General features: G+C 37.8%; 20 protein-coding genes and 6 pseudogenes. 14 read left to right on the top strand and 12 right to left on the bottom strand.

Annotated features, from left to right (window positions below; translation table 11 throughout):
- Genes R2H34_RS07370 through R2H34_RS07385 form a run of 4 tightly spaced genes read right to left on the bottom strand, consistent with a single transcriptional unit; the run spans position 1 to position 2,222 of the window.
- Positions 1-690 carry a response regulator transcription factor gene (locus R2H34_RS07370; protein WP_004959303.1) on the bottom strand — a complete coding sequence of 230 codons (690 nt, stop codon included), beginning with the start codon at positions 688-690 and terminating at the stop codon, positions 1-3.
- 13 nt (positions 691-703) lie between these two features.
- Positions 704-1,201 carry a chalcone isomerase family protein gene (locus R2H34_RS07375; protein WP_042893116.1) on the bottom strand — a complete coding sequence of 166 codons (498 nt, stop codon included), beginning with the start codon at positions 1,199-1,201 and terminating at the stop codon, positions 704-706.
- A gap of 49 nt (positions 1,202-1,250) precedes the next feature.
- Entirely contained in the window at positions 1,251-1,619 is a 369-nt protein-coding gene (locus tag R2H34_RS07380) for a hypothetical protein (RefSeq protein ID WP_042893113.1), read from the bottom strand.
- 36 nt (positions 1,620-1,655) lie between these two features.
- On the bottom strand, positions 1,656-2,222 hold the full coding sequence (locus R2H34_RS07385; protein ID WP_042893111.1) for a nuclear transport factor 2 family protein: 567 nt from the start codon (positions 2,220-2,222) through the stop codon (positions 1,656-1,658).
- Between the two features lie 261 nt (positions 2,223-2,483).
- On the opposite strand from R2H34_RS07385, the gene uraD reads away from it, so the two are divergent.
- From uraD to R2H34_RS07400, 3 genes and pseudogenes are all read left to right on the top strand, one after another.
- Positions 2,484-2,984 carry a 2-oxo-4-hydroxy-4-carboxy-5-ureidoimidazoline decarboxylase gene (uraD, locus tag R2H34_RS07390; RefSeq protein WP_042893108.1) on the top strand — a complete coding sequence of 167 codons (501 nt, stop codon included), beginning with the start codon at positions 2,484-2,486 and terminating at the stop codon, positions 2,982-2,984.
- Positions 2,984-3,319 (top strand): hydroxyisourate hydrolase, encoded by a 336-nt coding sequence (uraH, locus tag R2H34_RS07395; RefSeq protein WP_042893107.1) that lies wholly within the window; start codon positions 2,984-2,986, stop codon positions 3,317-3,319. Before uraD ends, uraH begins: the two co-directional genes overlap by 1 nt.
- Before the next feature lie 43 nt (positions 3,320-3,362).
- Positions 3,363-3,829: pseudogene (locus R2H34_RS07400) on the top strand (solute carrier family 23 protein); the annotation flags it as partial.
- 13 nt (positions 3,830-3,842) lie between these two features.
- Here R2H34_RS07400 and R2H34_RS07405 read toward each other — a convergent pair.
- The gene (locus tag R2H34_RS07405; RefSeq protein ID WP_004960139.1) at positions 3,843-4,520 is read right to left on the bottom strand and encodes an IS1595-like element ISAju1 family transposase; all 678 of its coding nucleotides are present in this window, start codon (positions 4,518-4,520) and stop codon (positions 3,843-3,845) included.
- A gap of 53 nt (positions 4,521-4,573) precedes the next feature.
- Between R2H34_RS07405 and R2H34_RS07410 the strand changes: the two are divergent.
- Positions 4,574-5,485, top strand: a pseudogene (locus R2H34_RS07410) (solute carrier family 23 protein); the annotation flags it as partial.
- Between the two features lie 276 nt (positions 5,486-5,761).
- Here the strand turns inward: R2H34_RS07410 and R2H34_RS07415 are convergent.
- The gene (locus tag R2H34_RS07415; protein WP_201897680.1) at positions 5,762-6,508 is read right to left on the bottom strand and encodes an IS5 family transposase; all 747 of its coding nucleotides are present in this window, start codon (positions 6,506-6,508) and stop codon (positions 5,762-5,764) included.
- Between the two features lie 146 nt (positions 6,509-6,654).
- Here R2H34_RS07415 and R2H34_RS07420 point away from each other — a divergent pair, with 146 nt between their 5' ends.
- Positions 6,655-7,002 carry a lysozyme inhibitor LprI family protein gene (locus tag R2H34_RS07420; protein WP_005402800.1) on the top strand — a complete coding sequence of 116 codons (348 nt, stop codon included), beginning with the start codon at positions 6,655-6,657 and terminating at the stop codon, positions 7,000-7,002.
- 72 nt (positions 7,003-7,074) lie between these two features.
- Here the strand turns inward: R2H34_RS07420 and hpxO are convergent, their stop codons facing one another.
- The 3 genes from hpxO to R2H34_RS07435 form a co-directional block, all read right to left on the bottom strand.
- Positions 7,075-8,232 carry an FAD-dependent urate hydroxylase HpxO gene (gene hpxO / locus R2H34_RS07425; protein WP_042893797.1) on the bottom strand — a complete coding sequence of 386 codons (1,158 nt, stop codon included), beginning with the start codon at positions 8,230-8,232 and terminating at the stop codon, positions 7,075-7,077.
- Positions 8,233-8,521: 289 nt separating this feature from the next.
- Positions 8,522-9,676 carry an IS4 family transposase gene (locus R2H34_RS07430; protein ID WP_252665764.1) on the bottom strand — a complete coding sequence of 385 codons (1,155 nt, stop codon included), beginning with the start codon at positions 9,674-9,676 and terminating at the stop codon, positions 8,522-8,524.
- Between the two features lie 157 nt (positions 9,677-9,833).
- Positions 9,834-10,547 (bottom strand): FadR/GntR family transcriptional regulator, encoded by a 714-nt coding sequence (locus tag R2H34_RS07435; protein ID WP_042892870.1) that lies wholly within the window; start codon positions 10,545-10,547, stop codon positions 9,834-9,836.
- A 165-nt stretch (positions 10,548-10,712) separates the two neighbouring features.
- On the opposite strand from R2H34_RS07435, the gene alc reads away from it, so the two are divergent.
- Both alc and R2H34_RS07445 read left to right on the top strand, forming a co-directional pair.
- Positions 10,713-11,717, top strand: coding sequence for an allantoicase (gene alc, locus R2H34_RS07440; protein ID WP_087540720.1), 1,005 nt, complete (start codon positions 10,713-10,715; stop codon positions 11,715-11,717).
- Positions 11,718-11,967: 250 nt separating this feature from the next.
- Positions 11,968-12,480 (top strand): annotated as a pseudogene (locus R2H34_RS07445) (ureidoglycolate lyase).
- 33 nt (positions 12,481-12,513) lie between these two features.
- Here the strand turns inward: R2H34_RS07445 and R2H34_RS07450 are convergent.
- Entirely contained in the window at positions 12,514-13,527 is a 1,014-nt protein-coding gene (locus R2H34_RS07450) for an isopenicillin N synthase family dioxygenase (RefSeq protein ID WP_087540722.1), read from the bottom strand.
- A gap of 672 nt (positions 13,528-14,199) precedes the next feature.
- Here R2H34_RS07450 and R2H34_RS07455 point away from each other — a divergent pair.
- From R2H34_RS07455 to R2H34_RS07470, 4 genes and pseudogenes are all read left to right on the top strand, one after another.
- A complete protein-coding gene (locus R2H34_RS07455; RefSeq protein WP_042892876.1) occupies positions 14,200-15,180 on the top strand; it encodes an ABC transporter substrate-binding protein in 981 nt (326 codons plus the stop codon).
- Positions 15,181-15,232: 52 nt separating this feature from the next.
- A complete protein-coding gene (locus R2H34_RS07460) occupies positions 15,233-16,054 on the top strand; it encodes an ABC transporter ATP-binding protein (RefSeq protein WP_042892877.1) in 822 nt (273 codons plus the stop codon).
- Positions 16,047-16,840 (top strand): annotated as a pseudogene (locus R2H34_RS07465) (ABC transporter permease). The gene R2H34_RS07460 and the pseudogene R2H34_RS07465 overlap by 8 nt, the downstream one beginning before the upstream one ends.
- Complete coding sequence (locus R2H34_RS07470) at positions 16,837-18,279, top strand: amidohydrolase family protein (RefSeq protein ID WP_042892879.1); 1,443 nt, start codon at positions 16,837-16,839, stop codon at positions 18,277-18,279. Before R2H34_RS07465 ends, R2H34_RS07470 begins: the two are co-directional and overlap by 4 nt.
- Positions 18,280-18,397: 118 nt before the next feature.
- Here the strand turns inward: R2H34_RS07470 and puuE are convergent, their stop codons facing one another.
- Together puuE and R2H34_RS07480 are read right to left on the bottom strand one after the other, a co-directional pair.
- Positions 18,398-19,348: an allantoinase PuuE gene (gene puuE / locus R2H34_RS07475; RefSeq protein WP_087540726.1), complete on the bottom strand. Its 951-nt coding sequence runs from the start codon at positions 19,346-19,348 to the stop codon at positions 18,398-18,400.
- A 131-nt stretch (positions 19,349-19,479) separates the two neighbouring features.
- Positions 19,480-20,404, bottom strand: a pseudogene (locus tag R2H34_RS07480) (LysR family transcriptional regulator).
- Between the two features lie 176 nt (positions 20,405-20,580).
- Between R2H34_RS07480 and R2H34_RS07485 the strand changes: the two are divergent.
- From R2H34_RS07485 to R2H34_RS07495, 3 genes and pseudogenes are all read left to right on the top strand, one after another.
- Positions 20,581-21,636, top strand: coding sequence for an aromatic ring-hydroxylating oxygenase subunit alpha (locus tag R2H34_RS07485; protein WP_087540728.1), 1,056 nt, complete (start codon positions 20,581-20,583; stop codon positions 21,634-21,636).
- A 148-nt stretch (positions 21,637-21,784) separates the two neighbouring features.
- A complete protein-coding gene (hutC, locus tag R2H34_RS07490; RefSeq protein WP_042892885.1) occupies positions 21,785-22,537 on the top strand; it encodes a histidine utilization repressor in 753 nt (250 codons plus the stop codon).
- Positions 22,534-23,115, top strand: a pseudogene (locus R2H34_RS07495) (HutD family protein). Before hutC ends, R2H34_RS07495 begins: the two are co-directional and overlap by 4 nt.
- The last annotated feature ends 136 nt before the right edge of the window (positions 23,116-23,251 follow it).

Here is a 23,251-nt window from a genome sequence, read left to right on the forward strand (position 1 = left end):
TTAATAATCTTCAAAAGCGACTTTTAAGCCAACACCTGAGACGGTATGAATTAACTTTTGGTCAAATGGTTTGTCGACCATTTTGCGTAAGTTATAGATATGGCTGCGTAAAGCATCACTTTCAGGTTCTTCATCTCCCCATAGTTCGATGATAATTTCTTGTTTAGTGATCACTTTAGGTGAATTGCGCATCAAAATTTTGAGTAATTTAAACTGAATTCTTGGCAGCTCAATATGTTGACCTGCACGGGTAACTGTTTGGGTAGAACTATCTAAAATAAGATCATGGATTTGAATTTTACTAGAAGAAACCTCTCCAAGAGATCGTTTAATCAACGCACGAATACGCATCACTAATTCATTAAAATCAAAAGGTTTAACTAAATAGTCATCTGTTCCAGCAGTAAAACCTTTTAATTTGTCATCTAAGGTATCTCTCGCGGTTAACATCAGGATAGGAATATCTTTACCTTGATCATTTCTAAGCCATTCACATAAGTCGTAGCCTGAACCATCGGGAAGATTGATATCTAAAAGTAGCAAATGGTAGGGTTGGTTCTTTAGAAAATTTCGTGCCGCATCGAGGTTGCGTGCATGATCGATCACAAAGCCATGCTCTTCTAGGAACTCACACACTGTTGCTGCAAGTTCATAGTGATCTTCAACCATCAGAATAAATTGATTGCTCATAATAATAGTCAAGTTATTGATTTAGTAATTGTTGCTTTAATTTAGCATTAAATGGCTGGCTTCCAAACCAAATTTTAAAATACTGATTGGCTTCAGTATCCGTGATTTTCCCAAGTGGTTTTTGATTTAAAGACAGCGAAAGTGTTTGATTGGAATGACTATATTTTAATGAGTACAGATCGCCTTTACGGACAGGCTTATATAAAGATGTAATTTTATTCAATGCAGAATTATCCGTAAAATTGCTGACATTTTTTTTGAGGAAATGAGTGGCTGCTCTTTTAAAAGCCCATTCTGGAATATCACGTGTGTACATGAAATCGAGCTGTATATCTTGACTATCCCATTTTTGACTACAGTCACTAGCATAATAACTGACGGTACCAACATTCTTTTTAGTCACGATAATCGGCGCATTTTTACAAAATTGAGTGCTTGCATGACTAAGATTTGTTGCGAGAGAGAGAAATAGTACACTTGAGAGCACTATGATTTTTCTGTGGTAAAACATAACAAATCCTCAGTTTTCAAATGTAGATCTAGCCTTATATAGACCGAGCTTAATAGGTATAGAAATTAAGGTTTCGTTCAACTTGCTGTATCTCATACCGTGCGAAAGCAAGATTTGTGTCGGTACGATCTAAAACAGCATAAAGGAAAAGCGTATGATTGGTTTCCAATGGCGTCACGATATGATATTGATCGCGCATCGTGACCAAGACTCCTTCTAAGTAATCATTTGAATCAAGCTCGGTCATCAGTTGTCGTTGATAGCTGAGTAAATTTACCCCTTCAGCAGCAGCTAAATCAATATTGAAAAATTCATCACCAAAGTATTCGAGAATCGAACCATCATAGGCATCGATCAGCGCTAGAACAATTAAACCTTTAATCCGTTTTAATTGTTTTGATAATAAATTGATTTCCATAATTTATTTTCTGCTTAAAGGGGGCTGAATTTTAAACTATTTTTTGAACGGTAAAATCATAGAATAACCACTTCCGACATATGGTAATGAGCGATATAAACCATTTGCTGGGTCCCAATAGTCTTGTTGGAAAATGATTTGATTTGAACCGTTTATTTTCATCTGAGTGACACCGTATGAAGCCATAGATTTGGTTCGACCAAACATTTTAAAGTCATATGCCATATACCAATGAATATAAGCAGAGTCACGTTGATGTGTAGCGCTTACAAGTTTAACCGTGACATTACTCACACGTTTATTCATGCCTTCAAAGTGTTTGATTAGGTCTGGTTTATTTGAAAATTGAGAAAGTGTGTCATTGATAAATAGACGATCTGCATATAATTCACTGGCATTCTTAACAAAATCTGGTGTACCTAAAGTGTTAAAGGCATTCACAAAACGATTACCAATCATTTGTGCCCTTTCTTGATCAAGAGTCACACCTGTAATATTTTTATCTGCTTCACGATAATCAGATGTATAACTTGGCACGCTTTTACATCCGACGAGCGAAATCACGGTAAGTGTTGATATTGCTAGAGTTTTTAAGAGTGTCATATTTATCATCCAATTACATCTATATTTTGATGTTACACGTGAAGGTGTGAATATGACGTGAACTTGAAAAAGCATGCTTTTATAGCGATGAAACATCACAATTTTTTAAATTATTGAACAGTGATTTAAGATTTTTCTAACTGTTAATTTTATTTAATTCAAAAATTAATTAATCCATAAAATTCAGTCTTGGCATGTTCATTGCTTAAATATAAATTATCTGGTCAGACCAGTCTGACAATGAAATAATTTGGAGCAACAATGAATTTAGAAAGATTTAATCTTTTAAATGATGAGCAAGCATTTGAAGCATTAAAACCATGCGTTCATATTCCATCATGGATTGAAAGTATTGTTCTGCAAAGACCTTTTGGTTCAGCTGAAGAATTATATCAAGCGGCTGCTTTACAAGCTCGAATATGGCAATGGTCAGAAATATTAGAAGCACTGGCACAACATCCACGAATTGGTGAAAAAAAAGCTGCCATGACTTTATCGGAAAGAGAGCAGCAGTTTTCACAAAAAGAACAGGCTCAGCTCGGTGTAGATCAAGATATTCAACAAGCACTCTTTCAGGGCAATTTAGCTTACGAGCACAAATTTAGTCATATTTTTTTGATTCGAGCAGCAGGGCGTTCAGGTACAGAAATGTTAACAGAACTCAATCGACGTTTAGAAAATTCAGCTGAACAAGAGCAGCAAGAAGTTAAACAACAACTCAGTGAAATTGCATTAATTCGCTTAAAGCAGGAGATTCAATAATGGCAGGTATAAGTACACATATTCTAAATGCTGCATTAGGTAAACCTGCTGTAGGGGTTTCTGTTGAATTATTAAAGGAAACGTCACAAGGCTATTTTTCTATAGATAAACAGTTAACTGATATAGATGGTCGTATTAAAGCATTTAATCTCGATTCATTTATACAAGGAAATTATCAACTAGTTTTCTATGTGGAGAATTATTTTAAATCTATAGATGTTGAATGCTTTTATCCAAAGGTTTGTATCGATTTTAAAATATCAGATATCCATCAGCACTATCACGTGCCCTTATTAATTAGTCCATTTTCCTATTCAACCTATCGCGGTAGCTAGGTACACCATGCATTAACAAAGAATTTTTATAGAGGAAAATTACATGCACAACGATAAAATGCACAGTGAAGCTCGTGCAAGCGTATCTGCAGAACATCAATATTTAGGAATGAATAAAACATCATTTATGGACTGCAACATGTGCTGACGATGTATGGTGGAATTATTGCACCACCTATCATTATTGGAGCTGCCGCAGGTTTAGAAGCCTCGGAAATAGGTTTGTTGGTTGCTGCTGCGCTTTTTGTTAGAGGCATAGCAACAATGTTACAAACATTGGGCTTTAAGCATTTCGGTGCAAAACTGCCGATTGTTCAAGGGGTATCTTTTGCTGGTGTTGCAACAATTTTGGCAATTGTCACCACAGGTGGAGGATTAGCTTCAGCATTTGGCGCAGTCATCGTTGCGTCATTGATTGGTTTATTACTCGCACCATTCTTTTCAAAAATTATTCGTTTTTTCCCACCAGTGGTGACTGGTTGTGTGATTACCATGATTGGTATTTCTTTAGGGGCTTAGGAAGTTAAAGAGGATTGTTACGGAGTAATTTAAGCAAATCGAGATATAAATTACCGTTCCGATGATTGAAGCGATACTCCGTTTCTTTAAGATGCAAATAAAACATCTTTTTGTCAATTCCATTAAACTTGACGAGTCGCTTTTTAGCATATCCCCAGAATGATTCTATGCCGTTAATATGACGCTCCCCGCATGCAAATTCGTTGTTCCCATGATTCACTCTTAAATGTTTGTCAAAACCAATATCAACTAAACCATCATAGCCTCTCCATCCATCTGTATTGATCACAGAATCAAGCTCTATATGCCCCCGAATAATGCCCTGTAGCGTAGCTTTGGAGCAATCAGGCACAATTTCTGTGTATACGTTTCCATCTCTTTTGAGTAGTCCAAATACAATGGTTTTTCCTGATGCACCACGTCCACGTTTTCCTCGAATACGACGAGCACCAAAGTAGGATTCATCAAGTTCAACGATACCGTTGAAAGGAGATATTTCCTCACATTGTGCCGCAATCTTTTTACGCAACCTGATGTAAATTGTATTGATGGAACGTACAGAAATATTGGTGAGTTTAGCTGTATCTGAAGCAGTTAAATCCATGGCAAAAAAGCGAATGATCTGTCTGAATTTTGCCTCTGTGATTCTTGAACGGGAATAGTATCTATTTTTTGCTTTCATATAAGGAAGTTACCATACTTTTTGATATGCTTAACTTCCTAAGCCCCTTCTTTATATTGCCTGTTGCGATTCGTTGGATGATGGGGGGTAATCCAAAAGCTGAAAACTGGGGCGATCCAGCAAACATTGGCCTAGCTGCGATGACTTTAACGATTGTCATTATTTTCAGTATGCTAAAAAGTCAGTTAATGCGTCGTCTGGCAATTTTAATGGCGATTGTATTAGGAACGATTATCGCTTCATTGGCTGGGTTTGCAGATTTTTCCAAAGTTGCTAACGGTTCAATGTTCGCTTTTCCTCATATCTTTCATTTTGGAATGCCAGTATTTGAATTCACCGCCATACTTTCTATGGTGATTGTAACTTTAGTTATTATGACTGAAACTACAGCAGACATTATCGCAATTGGTGAAATTGTTGGAAGCAAAGTTGATTCTAAACGGATTGGAGACGGTTTACGCGCTGATATGTTATCTAGTGCGGTTGCCCCAATTTTTGGTTCGTTTATGCAAACCGCATTTGCACAAAATGTAGGCTTGGTTGCAATTACAGGAATCAAAAGTCGTTTTGTTGTAGCTACTGCTGGAGGGATTCTGGTAGTACTTGGCTTATTACCAATTGTTGGGCGGTTAGTCGCTGCTATTCCAATGCCAGTATTAGGTGGGGCAGGTATTGTATTGTTTGGCACAGTGGCCGCAAGTGGTATCCGCACATTGGCAAAAGTAGATTATAACGATCATAAAAATTTGATTATTGTCGCAACCTCATTGGCAATTGGAATGATTCCGATTGCAAACAATAAGTTCTACGCACAGTTTCCAAAATGGGTTAGTACACTATTACATTCTGGAATTAGCTCAGCATGTATCACTGCCATTTTGCTCAATATTTTATTTAATCATTTACCTTTCGCCAAAAAATCGGTGGAAACAATAACATTACCTATTAATTCTGGCCACTCATAACGGTACTGAAGTGGCTTGATTTTCTAAATCCATCACACGTTTTAATCATCAACCATTAAAAAATTTCTTATTCATTTTTGAATAGGTCTAGGGGAGCTTTGATTTGAGAAAAGATAAAACAGTATTCTAAATAATTTAGAAGTGATTTGTTGTTGGGCTCTTAAAAATTTAGAAAAACACAATTAGAGTGCTTTCGATTGTCTAAAAAGAGAGTAAATGTATGTTAAGTTAATTTTATTTCTAGGGTCTGTTGACATTTACTGTTCATAATTAAACCTATAAAGGTAGCCATAAAAATATACAGGCTAAGGCAACAGCACTTTGATAATTTCTTTTGAGCTTGTCATATCGAGTAGCTATCCCTCTAAATTGTTTTAATCTACAAAACATATTTTCAACTAAATGCCTGATTTTATATAAATACCAGTCCATATGATCATTGTTCGATTGGCTATTTATTTTCTTTGGTATATTCGCTTTTGTTCCTGTTTTTCTGATCTGCTCACGCAGTGGTTCTGAATCATAGCCTTTATCTGCGCATACCACTTCTGTCTCTTTTAAATCTAATGTTGCTATTAAATCAGGTGCAACTTTGATGTCATGTGTAGTGCCATCGGTAATCATGAAATCAATAGGATTGCCATGTGAATCAACAATCAAATGTATTTTTGAGGAGTTTCCTCCTACACTTTTAGAAATGGATTGATTCGCTATACCGGCAGAATGTTGATGAGCACGTACGTGAGAGCCATCAATAAAAATCCACTCCATATCGGGGCATGATGCTAATAATTTGAATAATCTAAGCAACTTACCGCTGCTTGACAAACGATTAAAACGTTTGAAAATAGAGTTTGATTGACCGAAATAGGAAGGAATATCTCGCCACGGACAGCCTGTTCTAATTCTATAGAGAATAGCTTCAATAAAATTACGTAAATTTGAGTTGTGATGAATAGATAAATTACGCAAAATAGTTTTCAACTTTTGCCAGTGTTGATCTGTCAGCATGGTACGAGGCATAGCGAATAGTAAAATTGGGTTTGGCGATTTGATTTTACTACTTCGCTATTTTTTTAAGCTAAAAGTGTCAACACACCCTAAATAATTTCTAAAATTAGGTTAGACTTTATCTGAATTTATAAACAACTATCTTGATTGAAAAAATAATGATGAAAAAAAGCCTATTAATTTTAACGTTAGCCATGTCTTCAGAAATTTACGCTGCTCAGATTTGTGCTAAATCAGCTAATTCTTTTGAAGCTACAGAATGTTTAGATAAAGAAGTAAAAAGGTTGAGGACTGAGCTAAATACAATCTATAAAAAAGTTTATAAACAGACTGAAGCTAGAAAAGAGCTAGATACAGCTCAGAAGTCTTGGTCTAATTATAAAGATCAGCAGTGTGGTGATTTTGTTAGTGTTGATAGTGGCTATAGTCCCTCAACGATGATTTTTAATCTTGATTGTCAGGTCACGCTGTTGAAACAGCGTATAGAATTTTTGAAGTCACTTTAATTTTATAATTCTGAAAATTAAAATTAGACAAAAAAAGCCCCCATTGAAGGGGGGAGTTAAAACTTTATGTTATTAATCTAAAGGATTTCCCACAATATTGCTAATAATTCCTTGCATGATGTGCGAACCTTGTTCTGTATAGAGTGATTGATACCATTCTTCAGTCACTTTTTGATCTTTCATATGCGTTACATCACAACGCTTACGAGCACGTAATACCATTTCTTTGGTTCGGTCATTACGTTTGTTCTGGTATCGTTCTAGTGCATCACTTAGCCCAAAAGTATTTATTTGCAAAGCACGTGCCAAGTAAATAGCATCTTCCATTGCTTGGCAACCACCTTGCCCAATGTCTGGGGTTGTACTGTGTGCTGCATCGCCAAGTAAAACGACACGACCTTTATAAAAACTCATAAAAGGTTCAATATCATGGATTTCAACGCGATTGGTTTTTTGCTCATCTAAACGATCAATCAGTTGATGCACAGGTGAACACCAATCTTTGAAATTTTTTTTCAGCTCAGTTCTATATTGATCACGTTGATTGGGTAGACCTGCTTCTATAGGCACATCAAAAAAGAAATAGAAACGATTTTGTGCTATAGGCATAAGTGAGACACGTTTTCCTTCACCGACATAGGTTGTCCATTGTTGTGCTGGTGCAATTTTTTCATCAATTTCAACGAGTCCATTCCAATTGACATAACCAGCATAACGTCGTTCAACTTGATGGCCGAGTACAAACTTGCGTGTGATGGAGTGGGTTCCATCCGCACCAATTAATAGATCAACTTGAATCTCGGAACCATCGGAAAAATGAATATTGACATATTCAGACTGATCTTCAATCTCGGTCATTCTCATGCCTAGTTTAATATTTTCTAAGCCAAATGTTTCCATGAGAAGTTGTTGTAAATCTGCACGCGCAACAGGGTAGGCACGTTGTCCAACTTCTTTATACAAAGGAGTTAAATCAAACTGAGTCATGGTTTGATTATTCAGGCCATCGATGTAGGCTAATGATTCCATTTGTCCGCCTAAAGTTTGAATTTGCTCAGTCAAACCAAGATAATTTAGGCATTTTACGCCGTTCGACCAGAGTGATATCGCTGCTCCTACAGGTAATATTTCAGCTGCTTGCTCATAAATCGTGACTTGATGCCCAAATTTTTTTAAAGCGATACCAGCAGTTAAACCGCCCATACCTGCACCTACAATCGCAATATTCATCTTTTAGACCCTAATTTTAGAACTATAAATTTCTAATAAGTCTTAAGCGAGAATTGTGCCAATTTTAACCTGTGGTTGAACAGGTCATACCAGTAAATTTGCATTATTAAAATGCAAGAATAGGTTGGGTGTTTTAATGTAGTTCAAAGTTTGGATTAAAGTAGTGCATTGGTATTTTGGTGGGTAAAATTTTTATCTAGAACATGCTTCTCTGAGAAAGTTATTTACATATCATCAATCTATAAAATAAAAAAAGAAGTATGTGTATGGCACTGCTGTCCCACAAATATCACAAGAAGAACCTCAATTGAGGTTCTTCTTGTTTTCGCCATTTTTTATCAGGCACAAAGAGTGACCTTAAAAGTTTCCTTTCAAATAAATTGACCTGAATAATTCTCAGTAAACGCTGAACACTCCATCCTTCTTGTGCCATGTGTTTAGCGAAGTTCACCAGCAAATAGGCAATTAATGCAATCCATATTTGCGTTTGTATCGCATTGCGGCTTCGACCTAGAAATGACTTCAGTTTTAAATTCTGCTTGATCGCTTTAAAGAATAACTCAATCTTCCAGCGGTCTTTATAAATTGCAGCAATGGTGGATGCTGCCAGATGAAAGTTGTTGCTCAGAAATTCGAATGTTCTTTTCTTATCTGTATCATAAAACTCTATACGTCTTAATAATTTAGGTGCGCCTCTTTTCTTGGCATACGCACTGCTCAATTCAATACATTCATCCGCAATAATCCCTTTAGTCTCTAATACGCTGCGGCTTGATTTAACTTGATAAACTGTCTTTGGGCGTAGCCGGGTTACAAAGCTGACGTTCTGAAGTGTCAACTGAGCAAACCATTGATAATCAACATATCCTTTATCAAAGACGATAATGCTGCCAGCAGGAAATTTAAATGCTCTGCCTTGCACCATATCATTTTCAATACCATCCCCAAGCGCTACAAATTCAGGAATGGTATTGCTGTGATTTAAGCCAACACTGAGTTTAATACTGGCTTTGGATTCATGCACTTTTGCCCATGCGCACAATGACAGTGAAAGATCAATATGACTGGCATCTAGTGAATACAGCGGATTTTTGAATCTAAATTTATGTGCAGTTTTAGAGTTTTCACAGCGCTGAAGCAGCTGTGTGAACAATTGCTGATACAGGCTGGCGGGCTGTTCTTCGTTGAGTCTTGCTAAGGTGCTTCGCGCAATTCTCTTCGCACCAAGATGATAGAGCTTTTCCTGCTGGGATTCGAGATTGGATTGAATGTCTCTTAAGCTTTGCCGACAAGAAAGTTGGGACATCAATATGGCAACAAACTGATCCCAGCGGGTGGCTGATCTTAATTTTTGCCCAGAGTGATGCAGTTTAGCCAGACGTTCAAAATCTTGTCTTAGAATGGGTTTGAGTAATTGATGAAATACGGTATTCTGATGTGACAAAACCTGAGTCCTTTATAGTTAAAGTGTTTGTTTGCACTTATATTTTAACTATTTAGACTCAGGTTTTTTTATTTAAAGCAAACTATGGGACAGTAGTGATGTGTATGGATATCTGATCCTAGATAAATGAATCAAAAATGAGAATTAAGACTGAGCTTTATGATTGCTCATGACGAGAAAAATAAACACCAGCACGTTGTGCAGCGCCAATAATGTGTGCCTGCATCGCTTTTTCAGCCGCTATAGCATCTTGTTTAAATAGCGCCTGTAAAATCGCATCATGTTCTTGAATGGTTTTGAATGCTAGATTAGGTTGAACGAAGGGAAGAATCTGACTTTTCTTAATCCATTCATTATGCATTTTAAGTGTTTGAATGATTGACTGATTATGACTTAATTCAATGATATGTTGGTGAAATGCATAATCACATTCAGAAGCAGCTTGCCAATTTTGTTCCAAAATTGCATTTGAGAGCGTTTCATAGTGTAGTTTTAAAGTTGATTTATCTTGTTCAGTTAGATATTCACATGCCAGCAAGGCGCAAAATCCTTCAAGCACATAGCGTAGTTGATAGAAATCTTTTAAAGAAATGCGATGTTCACCTTCCCATTGTTCGGCTGCTTTACTATGCTTTGAAATGACATAAACACCTTTACCAGCCTTAATTTCTAACAAGCCTAAAGCAGCAAGACGAGTTAAAGCTTCACGTAGAGAAGCGCGACTGATTCCTAACTGGGTAGCAAGATCACGTTGGGAAGGTAATGTAGAGTCAATTGCATAAGTACCTTCTTGAATACGTTGATGAATGACTTCCACCGCTTGCTCAGTCACTTGAGATGATTTTCCGTTGAGCATAGCTTGTGGACTCATATACATCGTTTCCTAGAAATAAAATGAACAATTTGATTCTACACAAAATTCATAAATTTAAATTGCTTCAAAGCTAAAATTAGATAATTATTTGCAACAGGTCAGACCAGTTGGACTGGATTTTGCATAGAATGAACCATATGAAAATGTTTTTAGGATTGATCAATGACGGTGCATATTGCCAAAGTAGTAACTTTGCCAGATAACTTACAGGGTTTAACCAATTTAGCTGGTGCGCGCATCGGCGCGAGCATTATGTCTTGTTCAGATGAGTTTTTTGCAAGTGCGGAACGAATGCTACAACCAGAACCTGCAAAATTTATTGAAGGTAAGTTTGATGATCATGGCAAATGGATGGATGGCTGGGAAACATGCCGTAAGCGCGAAGCTGGTTATGATTGGTGTATTGTTCGCTTAGGTGTAACTGGAAAAGTTTCAGGCTTTGATCTCGATACTTCTTTTTTCACAGGGAATTATCCTGCTTCTGCCTCAATAGAAGGGTGTTATGCACCTGATGATCAACTGGAAAATATTACTTGGATCCCACTGTTAGAAAACTCGGTTTTGTCTCCTGATCATCATCATTTTTTTAGTTGTGAAGTACATAAAATCACCCATATTCGACTTAACATTTTCCCTGATGGTGGTGTTGCTCGTTTACGTGTTTACGGAAATGTCCTACTGGAAAATATAGATTCAACCCAACAAATTGATCTGATTGGTTTGAAAAATGGTGGGCGTATTGTTGCATTTAGTGATGCACATTACGGGCATCCGAATAACCTACTCAGCCCAGATCGTGGCATTAATATGGGCGATGGTTGGGAAACCAAGCGCCGCCGTGAGCCTGGTTTTGATTGGTGTGTTATTGCGTTAGGACAAACTGGGCACGTAGAAAAAATAGAAGTTGATACAGCACATTTTAAAGGTAATTTTCCTGCATTTTGTTCGATCCAAGCCGCTTATGTTGAGGATGCAACAGATGCACAGTTGATTCCTCAAAGTATGTTTTGGTCTTACTTATTAGAACAGCAGCCTTTATCAATGGACGCGATTCACACATATATTGCTGAAATCTTGCAGCATCAAAAAGTGAACTATATTCGTGTCAATATGATTCCTGATGGTGGAATCAGTCGCATTCGTTTATGGGGACAAATTATTAAATAGTATTAGATATGAAATTTAGGTATTTATTTACTATCGTGGAGGCGGCATGGATGCCGCCTGTTGGACTGCATTACATGGACGTAATGTCAGTCTAACAAATGGTTTTGCCTACTTTTCCCGAAAGAAAAGTAGGGCGAACCGCAGGTTTATCCTGAGATTTGATGATAACTCAGAATGACTCTGCTAATCATTTTTTAATAATTAGATCACTTTTAAATTAAATTCAAGGTATTAAAGTGAAAATCAATCTATGAAGAAAAGCATCCAGATTCAGCCATTAACTCAAGCCAACTTCGCAGCCTTTGGTGATGTTATTGAAAAAGAAAACCATGATTTTTTTCCGATTAATCAAGGTTTAACAGAGCGCTATCATTCATTATCTATCGCGCAAGTGTCTGGCGACAATGTTGCTGTGGGTATCAGTGTTTTCCATAATTTATCAGCAACAGAGATTCCATTTAAAATCGATATGCTGGAGCGTCATCCTTATGGTTCATAGTCTTTTATCCCATTACAACAACAGAAATTTATCATCATCGTGGCATTAGCATTTGATGAAACACGACCTGATGAACAACAGATTTATGCCTTTTTATCCAATGGTCGGCAAGGTGTGAATTATCACCAAGGGGTTTGGCATCATCCACTTATTACTTTAGAAGCTAAAAGTGATTTTTTAGTGGTGGATCGTATCGGTGAGGGCAAAAATTGTGATGTACACCATTTGACTCAGTCATATTGGATTGTTGAGCAACAACCGTAGTCAGAGATAGTGAGTCTCTGACCGCAAATTTACTCAGTATTTCCCTTCAAAATTGGCACTAATCCGCTGTTTTAAATATTCCTTAGCCGTAATCGCAGGATATTTCTTTTTAGGACTTTCAATCACAACATCTTCATTGGCTTGGCAAAAGAATGCCAAACTATATCGTGCACCCTGATATTCATGAGCTTCAGGATTTTTGACACGATGGAAATTCGATGGTAATTGATCATCGCTCCAGCGCATCAACATATCGCCAATATTACAGGTGATCACATCGTCTCTTGGTTCAATGCTAGTCCATTGTTGTTGCGCCATATCTTTACCAGGACAGACTTGCAAGCCACCTTGACCTTTGCGCTGGAACAATAAAGTTAAGCAATCAAAATCAGTGTGTGCACCTGCACGCCATAAACCAAGTTGATCTTTAATGGCTGGGTCGATTGCATAGTAGTGCAACATCCGAAGCGTGCTTTGATAGGTTTCTTGGTCGGGGTCATGTGCAAGGGCAAAGAAATTATCTGCAAAGTCAAGTTTGTAGGCGAAGCAAGATAATATTTTCATACCGACTTGCCAGCAAGATTTTTCAAACTCAAGCATGGTTGCTTTAAATGTCGGTAATTCCTGTTCACTGGGATATAAGCCAGCCATACGTGGACGAGTGATTTGATAAGATTCTTTTTGATCAGGCGTACTGGTGGATGGTCGAATTTGCGCTTTACTTTCCCAGCCCGCATTACGGTTCAATGGGTATTGTGCTTTGATGTGTTCAGGAAGATTGAAAAAGTTTTCAGTCATTTCAAAGGCATTTTTGATTTGATCTAAATCAATGCCATGATTTGAAACTTGAAAAAAACCAATATCGGTTGCTGCTGACCAGAGGTGATCTGCTATGTCATACTTACGTTGTTCAAAGTCAGATAAATCAATCACGCGAACTTCACGTTCAAATGTTTCTTGACCTAAAGCGCCCATGCGAGATTCTTTCTGGAGTTCTTCGAGGCTGTAGTTATTTTCCTCAGCTAAGTTGGTCATGTTTGCATTCATATTTCACCTCAATTTTTGGATAGACCATGACCCAATCAAATTGAATGAAAGGCGACTGGGTCATTATTTCAAAAAAGAGCAATACCTTCTAAATCAATAGAAAGTGAGCTTATTTCTGAGCAATGACCCACATATATTTTTAGATATATGCTGAACGCTTCTACTCTAACAAATCTATATAAGCATTTTCTATACCAATGTTTAAAAATAAGCTACGAACTGGATTAGTGTCTGTAAAATGCTAGATTTAATGCTGATTAGATGAAAATAAATCAATAGGTTTGGTGGTTAATTTAATATTTGATTCTTTTTTGCGCATGGTGTGGTCTTAAAATGGTGCATTTTATTTTTTTATCCAAAATAATTCAGAATAAAGCGCAAATGTTAGTGAAGAATGAATAGCTGACATCAATATGAAATCTAGTTTTTAATCTATCTATATGAAAAATATCTATTAAATAAATACTGGCATGGTGTTTGCTAAATCATGAGTGAGTATAAGCGGTTAGTGTGTATTACACATGGGACATTGCTCTACAGCGTTAGCTGTTCCTCTTTTGGGGACAAAGTCATGATTTGGCTTTGAGAGAATCTGTGTGCTTTTATACATTTGGTTTTGATTCCCCTAAAAGAATAGCGAAATGAGTTCATACATATTTAGGGGTCTTACTTATGAAAATTCAGCATTATGTAGGCAAAGGACGATTAACTGTCATTGCAAGCACACTATTATTCAGTTCATTTACTCAAGCTGCCGATAAATTGGTTCTACAAACGACATGGTATGCGCAAGCTGAACAAGGTGGTTACTATCAAGCTTTAGCACAAGGGATTTATAAAAAATATGGTCTAGATGTCGATATTAAAATCGGCGGGGCGCAAGTCAACAATATGACGTTATTACTCTCAAAACGTGCAGACATTATTATTAATTACGATTTACAAGTTCTAAAAGGAATTGAAAGCAATTTCCCAATCAAAGCCATTGCTGCACCATTTCAATTTGATCCACAAGGCATACTTACACATAGCGATGTAAAGTCTTTGGCTGATCTAAAAGGAAAAACGATTCTTGTCTCGACGAGCGGTCAAGCAAGTTGGTGGCCTTGGTTGAAAGGCAAATATCATTTAAATGCAGCTCAAGCACGTCCATATACATTTAACATGCAGCCATTCCTTGCAGGGAAAAATGTTGCGCAACAAGCTTATGCGACTTCAGAAGTGTTACAAGCAAAAAAAGCTGAACCTTCAAGTAATTTCTTCTTATTTGCCGATGCTGGTTATCCTGCTTATGGTGGTATTTTGGTTACACGCAATGATGTGATTCAAGCAAAGCCAGATGTACTTCGCCGTTTTGTTCAAGCCTCGATGGAGGGTTGGAAAAATTATTTAGCAGATCCGAAATTAGGAAATGCAGTGATTAAAAAAGAAAATCCAAATATGAATGATGAGCTACTGGCTTTTGCAGTAGATCAAATGCGTAAACGTAACTTAATTGATGGAGGGGATGCGAAAAAAATGGGTGTTGGTGTGATGACCGATGCCCGTTGGAAAGCAACGCGTGACTTTATGGTGGGTGCAGGTTTACTCAATGCCAAAACCAATTGGAAATCGGCTTATACAACACAGTTCGTTAATACTGCGAAGAAATAAGCTGTTTTGAATCGGTTAAGAAAATAGGGCATTTGCACGAAGGGGAAACCATATGAATTCAGCTTTATCTGTTGATATTCCAGTCAAAGAATCATCAAATTTCTTAACGCCTATGATTATGGTCAGAGGCGCAGAAAAAACTTATCCAAATGGTACACATGCATTACAACGTTTAGACCTCAATATTTTGCGTGGTGAAATCGTCTCTTTGCTTGGACCATCGGGGTGTGGCAAAAGTACATTATTAAAAATGTTTGCCGACCTTGAGCAGCCTTCTGCTGGGCATGTGCGTTGGAACGGCAAGGCTGATATTCAGTCGCAATGCAAAATGGCAATGGTATTTCATGAAGCCACCTTAATGCCGTGTTCAAATATTGAAGATAATGTACGTTTACCTTTGGATTTAAGGCATGTTGCCAAGTCAGAAAGTACGCCAAAAGTCCACGAAGCTTTAAAAGCCGTTGGTTTGGATAAATTTGCCAAAGCCTATCCAAGAGAGTTGTCAGGCGGTATGCAAATGCGTGCTTCACTTGCAAGAGCATTGGTTACAGAACCTGATTTATTACTGATGGATGGACCCTTTGGCGCATTAGATGAGTTTACGCGGCATAAATTAGATAGTGACATTCGCAAACTTTGGTCAGAGCGTGATCTAACGGTTGTGTTCGTTACCCATAGTATTTATAAAGCGGTTTATTTGTCTTCACGTGTGATTGTGATGGGTGCACGCCCAGGGCGTGTGGTTGCAGATCTACCTGTGGATGGACCGTATCAACGCGATGAATCCTTTAGAACCTCTGAAGGCTTTATCAAACAATGCTCTCATCTTTCTGAATTATTAGCAGAAGCAAGTGGAGGCCATGATCATGATTAAACCTTTATTGCAAAATCCTGCGATCCAGCGTATTGCGGCACCACTGAGTTTAGGTTTGTTGCTACTTCTAGTTTGCAACTGAGTTTTCAACAGATGAATATTCCTGTTTATATCGTGCCGAAGCCGAGTGATATTGCAATGAGCATGATCAATCAATCGGGTTTGCTATTTGGTAGTTTATGGGTCACTTTGAAAATTACTATGTTGGCGTTTGCGTGTGCAGTCATCATTGGAACTTTGGTTGCTTTTGTATTTGTACAAAGTCGTGTGCTTGAGGCATGTTTTATGCCGTATGCAATTTTATTTCAGGTCACACCGATTGTTGCAATTGCACCGCTAGTAATTATTTGGATTCAAAATACAACTCTAGCACTGGTTGTGTGCGCCATGTTAGTGGCAATTTTTCCAATTTTAACCAATACAACTCTCGGTTTACGCAGCGTAAATAAAGGCTTGCTCAATTTATTTCAGATTAATAGAGCAAGCCGTTGGCAAATTTTAATGCGCTTACGTGTACCAAATGCATTGCCTTATTTCTTTGGTGGTTTACGAATTTCCTGTGGTTTGGCTTTGATCGGTGCAGTGGTATCTGAGTTTGTTGCAGGAGCAGGTGGTACTAGTGCTGGCTTGGCTTATCAAATCTTACAAGCGGGTTTCCAGTTAGATTTACCATTAATGTTTGCGGCTTTATTTTTAATTACTTGTACAGGTCTGGGTTTATTTGTCGCCATGTCTTTGTTGAGTCGTATTTTCTTAAATAAATGGCATGAGAGTGAACAAGTATGATGAACCACAGTTATTTGATTAAAAATGCCCATGCGATTTTGACAGGGTTATCAGCGAATGCCGCGCGGTCTTCTGCCACTGATATTCGTATTCAAGATGGCAAAATTAAGGAAATAGGTCAGCTTACGCAACAACCACATGAACAGGTGGTGAGTGCAAAAAATTGCGTTATTTATCCAGCGTGGGTCAATACACACCATCATTTGTTTCAATCTTTACTGAAAGGTGAGCCGCAAGGCTTAAATCAAAGCTTAACAGCTTGGCTTGCCAGCACCCCATATCGTTTTCGTGGTGCATTTGATGAAGAAACATTTAGAGTTGCGGTTCGTATTGGCTTAATTGAACTATTACGTTCAGGTTGTGCAACACTCGCCGATCATCATTATTTATATTGGCCAAAAATGCCGTTTGATGGCGCTGCGATATTATTTGATGAAGCAGAAAAGCTAGGCATGCGTTTTGTGTTGTGTCGAGGTGGTGCAACGCTCACGCGTGGTTTAGAAAGTGAATTACCACAGGCATTGCGCCCTGAAAAGTTCGATGACTATATGGCGGATATTGAGCGCTTAGTGCATTTATATCATCAACCAGATAGCCATGCTTTTCGCAAAATCGTGATGGCGCCGACATCGACTTTGCACTCAACGGCAGCGCAACAGTTTCGGGAAAGTGCCAAGATCGCGCGTCAACTAGGTATCCGAATGCATAGTCATTTATCTGAAACGGTAGATTATTTGGATGCGGCAAAAGCCAAATTTAACATGACACCTGTGCAATATTGTGCCGAAAATGATTGGGTGGGACATGATGTTTGGTTTGCGCATCTCGTGAAGCTATTACCTGAAGAAATTCAAATCTTGGGGCAAACCCATACAGGTATTGCACATTGCCCACAAAGTAATGCGCGTTTGGGCAGCGGTATTGCTGATTTAGTGACTTTAGAAAAAGCTGGCATGACCATTTCGATTGGTGTGGATGGTGCGGCGTCAAATGAGGCTGCCGATATGTTGTCAGAAACACATGCCGCATGGTTATTGCAACGTGCTCGAAAAGGGATGTTGGCTGTCCCACAGTACGAGGGCGGGCAATTTGAAGGCGGGGCTGATGCTGCGACTATTGAAGATATTATACGTTGGGGCACAGTTGGAGGCGCTAAAATTTTAGGCTTAGATCAAGTGGGTACGATTGAAGTAGGTCAACAAGCTGATTTAGTGCTGTATCGTTTAGATGATCCTCGTTATTTTGGCTTACATGATATGGCAATTGCCCCTGTCGCGAGTGGTGGTCGGGCACATATCCATGCAATGTTTATCGCAGGGAAAATGGTGGTAGAAAATGACCAAATTCCTGATGTTGATATGATGGAGCTGGCTTCGCAAGCTAAGGATGCGGTAAAACTCTTGCAACAGAGGAGTGTGGAAATGGCGAAAATAGCCTAAGCAGTTACGTAATATTATTAGGCTATGATTTACTTTAGTAGGGCTTAAGCTTTTTGAATTTATATTGATGATTACTATCGTGTAGGGCGGCAAGGATACCGCCAGTCTAACGATAGGTTTACCACTGATAAGGATGATATTTATACCAGTGCTCCGCAATCTGTTGACGAGTACAAATCCATACACGATCATGATTTTGCACATAATCCAAAAAGCGCTGTAGTGCTTTAAAACGAGCAGGGCGACCTAAAATTCGACAATGCATCCCGATTGATAGCATTTTCGGTGAAGTCGTTCCTTCAGCATACAACACATCAAAAGCATCTTTTAAATACTCAAAAAAATCTTCACTACGATTAAAACCTGTTGGTGAAGCGAACTTCATATCATTCGTATCAAGCGTATATGGAATAATGAGATGTGGACGAGTTTCACCATTCTTTTTCGATAGTGTTGTCCAAAAAGGTAGATCATCTCCATAATAATCACTGTCATATTGAATCTGATCATAATCAGCCAAGAGTTGACGCGTATTGGGGCTATCACGCCCTGTATACCAACCTGTTGGATATTTCCCAAATAAATCTTTTAAAATTTGCATGGCTTCAGCCATATGTGCTTTCTCAGTTTCAATATCTACATTTTGATAATGTATCCAACGTAAACCATGCGAAACAACGTCATAGTGATTTTGTTTGATTGCTTCAACCACTAAAGGATTTCTTTGTAATGCCATCGCAACAGCAAAAATCGTCATAGGTAAATGACGTTTAGCAAACTCCTGTTGAATTCGCCAAAACCCGACACGTGAACCATACTCGTAGATGGAATCCATCGAGAGATGACGAGCAGGATAACTATCAGCTCCACTGATTTCAGAGAGGAACTGCTCTGAACCATCATCACCATGCAAAATGTGTTTTTCTCCACCTTCTTCATAATTCAAGACAAACTGAACGGCTATTTTGGCTTGATTTGGCCACTGAGCATGTGGAGGAAGATTGGCATAACCTAGCATATCTCGAGGGTAATCATGGGTGACATGGTTAGTTTGATCTATGAGTGTCATGGGTTTGCCTAAGAAGATGGAAATGTGAAACTTCTCATTAAATTACTTGATGAATTGTTTGGGTGTCAAACAATAAAGTAATATAAATCAAATGTTTGTGTGGTTTGTTTTGGTGCGTTAATCGAGTTTATTTACTGAATAATCTCAATCATGCGCAATTTTAGTGCTTCCATGTGTTCAATGATTTGATTCATCATAATTTGTGATATTCGTGAGAGTTGCCGTTTTGGTGCAACACACAAGGCAAGGGTAATCGGATGTAGTCCATTTTCGTTAATAGTTTTGAACTCAAATTCACCATTTTCAATAAAAGCATAGGCATCTAGATAACTCATGATCCCAATGCCTAGATTATTTCTAAGCAATGAAAGCATCATACGAATATCGTTGCATTCAATTCGATGGGGTGGATTAAAATCGTGCTTCTTATATAAAGCCATTACATGATCATGAATAATCAGCGGTGCAGCGGCGATGATATGGTTGAACTCCAATGTATCGGAGAAATAGATTTTTTCTTTATTTGCTAAGGGATGTTGTTTGGGAATGACAAAACCAAGTGGCATTTAATGAGCTGACTTGCAATTGATGCTGATGTTTTGGATTGAGGATTAAACCAAAATCGAGTTCTGCATTAATTACGAGATCGGCAACATAGTCGCTATCTAAGACGCGAATATTGAAATTAATCCAAGGATAATCTTGATGAATGGTTTGAATCACATCCGTGATAAAACTTTCACTGAGTGCGGAAATGACACCAAAATCAATTGAACCACGCTGTAAGCCTTGGATTTCATTCAAGCGCTTTTGTGTTATTTGAAAGTCTTTTTGCCAACTTCGCAAATCTGCATATAGCAACTCACCAGCCAAGGTCAGTTTTAAGCCATTCGGCAAACGTTCAAATAGAGCTACACCAAGTTCTTCTTCAGCCAAAACGATCTGACGATGTACTGCTGAAACAGAAATAAAAAGCTGATCCGCTGCTTTTCTTAAACTACCTGTTTTGGCGACTGCAATAAAATATTCAGCGAAGCGAGAAAAGGGTAATGCCATTACATGTACGTTTTATAAAAATAAGTATTTATACAAAAGCAATTTTAGTGCCGTTACTGTTCTAATTTTTAGAATGATTGATCAAATTCATTCTAATAGACGAAAAAAACATTCTGTTCCACACTGCATTTAAGCCATATAGATCCGTGATCTTTAGCAGAAAATGAGAGCAAAGCATGAATGCAATTCCTTCAATCAATCTTCCAAATAAACCTTGTCACAGTCAGTTTGACGATCAGGATTGGCATATATTGGCTCAACATTGGTATCCCGTAGCACGAGTTGAAGACGTAACGACTAAGCCACAGCAAGTCACGTTGCTTGATATGAATATGGCGATTTATAAAACGGAGTCAGGCAACATTCATTTAGTTCGTGATATTTGCCCACATCGAGGTGTACCGTTAAGCAAAGGTTGGGTCGAAGGTGAAACGATTATTTGCCCTTATCATGGTTTGCATTTCAATGAGCAAGGTAAATGCACAAAAATTCCTGCGCAGCCGGATTTAACCAAAATTTCTGATCGTTTTTCCTTAACCAAATTTCCAGTAGTTATAAAATATGGTTTGGTATGGACGAGTATTTTAGGCAGAGATGAAAGCTTGGCAAATTTCCCAGTACTGGATACATGGGATTCAGAAGAACACCAAGTAATTCTACCTCCATATGTGGATATTGCTGGTTCGAGTGGTCGTCAATTAGAGGGCTTTATTGATGTGGCACATTTTGCTTGGGTGCATCATGAAGCCTTTGCTGACCGTGAAAATCCAGTTGTTCCGAAATATTTAACTGAACGCACCGATTATGGGTTACATACGGAATATGTCAGTAACGTCAGTAATTACCAGCATGGGATGCAACATTTAGCGCCTGATGATTTTCTTTGGGAGCGGATTTTTGATGTTTATCCACCATTCTCAGCAGTATTGACGATTCATTTTCCGAATGATGGTGTGTTAAAGATTTTAAATGCTTGTTGCCCAATCTCGCATAACAAAACTCGATTGTTTGTACCACTGACACGTAACTTTGATACCACTGGGGATTTGCAAGCTGTTTATGACTTTAATGCACAAATTTTTGCAGAAGATCAAGAGATGGTAGAGTCTCAAAAACCTGAAGAATTACCTGTAGATATTACCATGGAAGCACATTTTGAAGCGGATCGTTCTTCGACCATGTATCGCCGTATATTGGCAGATTGGGGTTTGAGTAAGCGTTATACAGTTTAGGGTTATACAAGTTTAGAATTTTGAAAAACCAAGCAAATGAAATTCAACATTAATTTAATTTTAGACGTTTGATTGTATAAGCTTGTATATACAAATTGGCGATAATCTATATACAATAGCTCAAAGTATTGTGTATGAGTTTTAATCAATGTCAAGAACATCCAAGCAAACTGATTTGGATTTATCACTCGGGGAAGACAGTCCTGTACCTTTGTACTTGCGAGTGAAACAAATGATTTCACAGAAAATCTACGAAGGCACATGGACAGTCAATAAAAAGATTCCATCCGAAAGTGAATTAGTAAATTTGCTTGGTTGTAGTCGTATGACAGTTAATCGTGCGTTGCGCGAGTTGACCAGTGAGGGCTTGCTAGTACGCATACAAGGTGTAGGTTCATTTGTTGCAGAAGGACAAGGACGCACAGCTTTATTTCATGTGAATAATATTGCCGAAGAGATTATCGCCCGAAATCATAAACATCGTGCAGAAGTATTGGTGTTGGAACAAGTTCAAGCCAACACAGAACAAAGCGTATTAATGCAGATGCGTGAAGAGCAAAAGCTATTTCATTCGATTATTGTGCATTATGAAAATGATGTGCCTGTACAAATAGAAGATCGTTTAGTTGATCCAGTGCTGATACCTGATTATTTAGCGCAAGATTTTACAGCGATTACGCCAAATGCTTATTTGATGTCAAAAGCACCTGTGACTGAGGGTGAGCATGTGGTTACGGCGATTTTAGCTTCGGCTCAAGAATGTAAATGGTTGAAGATTAATAAGACAGAACCTTGCCTATTGATTCGCCGTCGCACATGGTCAAATAAACAACTGATTTCTAGTGCACGTTTGATTTATCCAGGTAGTCGTTATTATTTGGAAGGTAAATTTACGCAATGATTCAGCATCTAAGCTCAGCAGATTATAAACGCATGCTGTGGAAAAATGGTGCAGGCTATACAATTGAACTTGCTCGGAGTGAAGGGAGTAGCCTTGAGTTATTTGATTGGCGTATTTCCATGGCGGACGTGAAAACGTCTGGTTCGCTTTCCAAATTTGATGGTATGCAACGCTATTTGACGGTTTTGGAAGGTCAAGATATTTTGCTGAATATTGATCATCAAGTGAAGCATTTACAATATCTGGAATCGATAAAGTTCAGTAGAGACAGTCAGGTTAGTTGTGAATTGCCCAATGGAAAGATTCGAGACTTTAATCTGATATATGATGCTAAAAAATTTCATGCAGATTATGAATGGATGTTCGAGTCTGCTGCTTCTGAAATAACGAGTTCTGCTGATTTGTTTTTTGTTTTTAATCAAAGTTTAGAACCTTTAGAAATTAAAATAAATGAATCTATTTTCTATCTTGAACATCAATAAAGTTTAATTATAAAAGATCGGAATTACATGAAAAGTATTTCTTTTGGTAAGCAGGATAAAAAGCAAGTTTGTGCGATTCGACTCACGAAAATTTAAATAATTCACACTTTTTTAAAACCCATACAATTTTTAGTTGTATGGGTTTTTTATGGTCTTAATAAAAATAAATCAATTTATTTCATATGTTTAAAATTTATTTTCATAAATGGAATGAAATGCATCTTTTCAAGAT

The organism is Acinetobacter sp. 16 (assembly GCF_033439925.1).
In the GTDB taxonomy this organism is placed as follows: Bacteria; Pseudomonadota; Gammaproteobacteria; order Pseudomonadales; family Moraxellaceae; genus Acinetobacter; species Acinetobacter junii.

What these genes read in the sequence shown, in the direction of transcription:
- R2H34_RS07420 (WP_005402800.1), top strand. Translation starts at nt 6,655, where the DNA reads ATGATGAAAAAAAGCCTATTAATTTTAACGTTAGCCATGTCTTCAGAA.
- hutC (WP_042892885.1), top strand. Translation starts at nt 21,785, where the DNA reads ATGTCAAGAACATCCAAGCAAACTGATTTGGATTTATCACTCGGGGAA.
- R2H34_RS07385 (WP_042893111.1), bottom strand. Translation starts at nt 2,222, where the DNA reads ATGACACTCTTAAAAACTCTAGCAATATCAACACTTACCGTGATTTCG.
- R2H34_RS07375 (WP_042893116.1), bottom strand. Translation starts at nt 1,201, where the DNA reads ATGTTTTACCACAGAAAAATCATAGTGCTCTCAAGTGTACTATTTCTC.
- R2H34_RS07450 (WP_087540722.1), bottom strand. Translation starts at nt 13,527, where the DNA reads ATGAATGCAAACATGACCAACTTAGCTGAGGAAAATAACTACAGCCTC.
- R2H34_RS07435 (WP_042892870.1), bottom strand. Translation starts at nt 10,547, where the DNA reads ATGAGTCCACAAGCTATGCTCAACGGAAAATCATCTCAAGTGACTGAG.
- uraH (WP_042893107.1), top strand. Translation starts at nt 2,984, where the DNA reads ATGGCAGGTATAAGTACACATATTCTAAATGCTGCATTAGGTAAACCT.
- R2H34_RS07485 (WP_087540728.1), top strand. Translation starts at nt 20,581, where the DNA reads ATGAATGCAATTCCTTCAATCAATCTTCCAAATAAACCTTGTCACAGT.
- R2H34_RS07405 (WP_004960139.1), bottom strand. Translation starts at nt 4,520, where the DNA reads ATGAAAGCAAAAAATAGATACTATTCCCGTTCAAGAATCACAGAGGCA.
- R2H34_RS07380 (WP_042893113.1), bottom strand. Translation starts at nt 1,619, where the DNA reads ATGGAAATCAATTTATTATCAAAACAATTAAAACGGATTAAAGGTTTA.
- hpxO (WP_042893797.1), bottom strand. Translation starts at nt 8,232, where the DNA reads ATGAATATTGCGATTGTAGGTGCAGGTATGGGCGGTTTAACTGCTGGT.
- R2H34_RS07460 (WP_042892877.1), top strand. Translation starts at nt 15,233, where the DNA reads ATGAATTCAGCTTTATCTGTTGATATTCCAGTCAAAGAATCATCAAAT.
- puuE (WP_087540726.1), bottom strand. Translation starts at nt 19,348, where the DNA reads ATGACACTCATAGATCAAACTAACCATGTCACCCATGATTACCCTCGA.
- R2H34_RS07455 (WP_042892876.1), top strand. Translation starts at nt 14,200, where the DNA reads ATGAAAATTCAGCATTATGTAGGCAAAGGACGATTAACTGTCATTGCA.
- uraD (WP_042893108.1), top strand. Translation starts at nt 2,484, where the DNA reads ATGAATTTAGAAAGATTTAATCTTTTAAATGATGAGCAAGCATTTGAA.
- R2H34_RS07415 (WP_201897680.1), bottom strand. Translation starts at nt 6,508, where the DNA reads ATGCCTCGTACCATGCTGACAGATCAACACTGGCAAAAGTTGAAAACT.
- R2H34_RS07370 (WP_004959303.1), bottom strand. Translation starts at nt 690, where the DNA reads ATGAGCAATCAATTTATTCTGATGGTTGAAGATCACTATGAACTTGCA.
- R2H34_RS07470 (WP_042892879.1), top strand. Translation starts at nt 16,837, where the DNA reads ATGATGAACCACAGTTATTTGATTAAAAATGCCCATGCGATTTTGACA.
- alc (WP_087540720.1), top strand. Translation starts at nt 10,713, where the DNA reads ATGACGGTGCATATTGCCAAAGTAGTAACTTTGCCAGATAACTTACAG.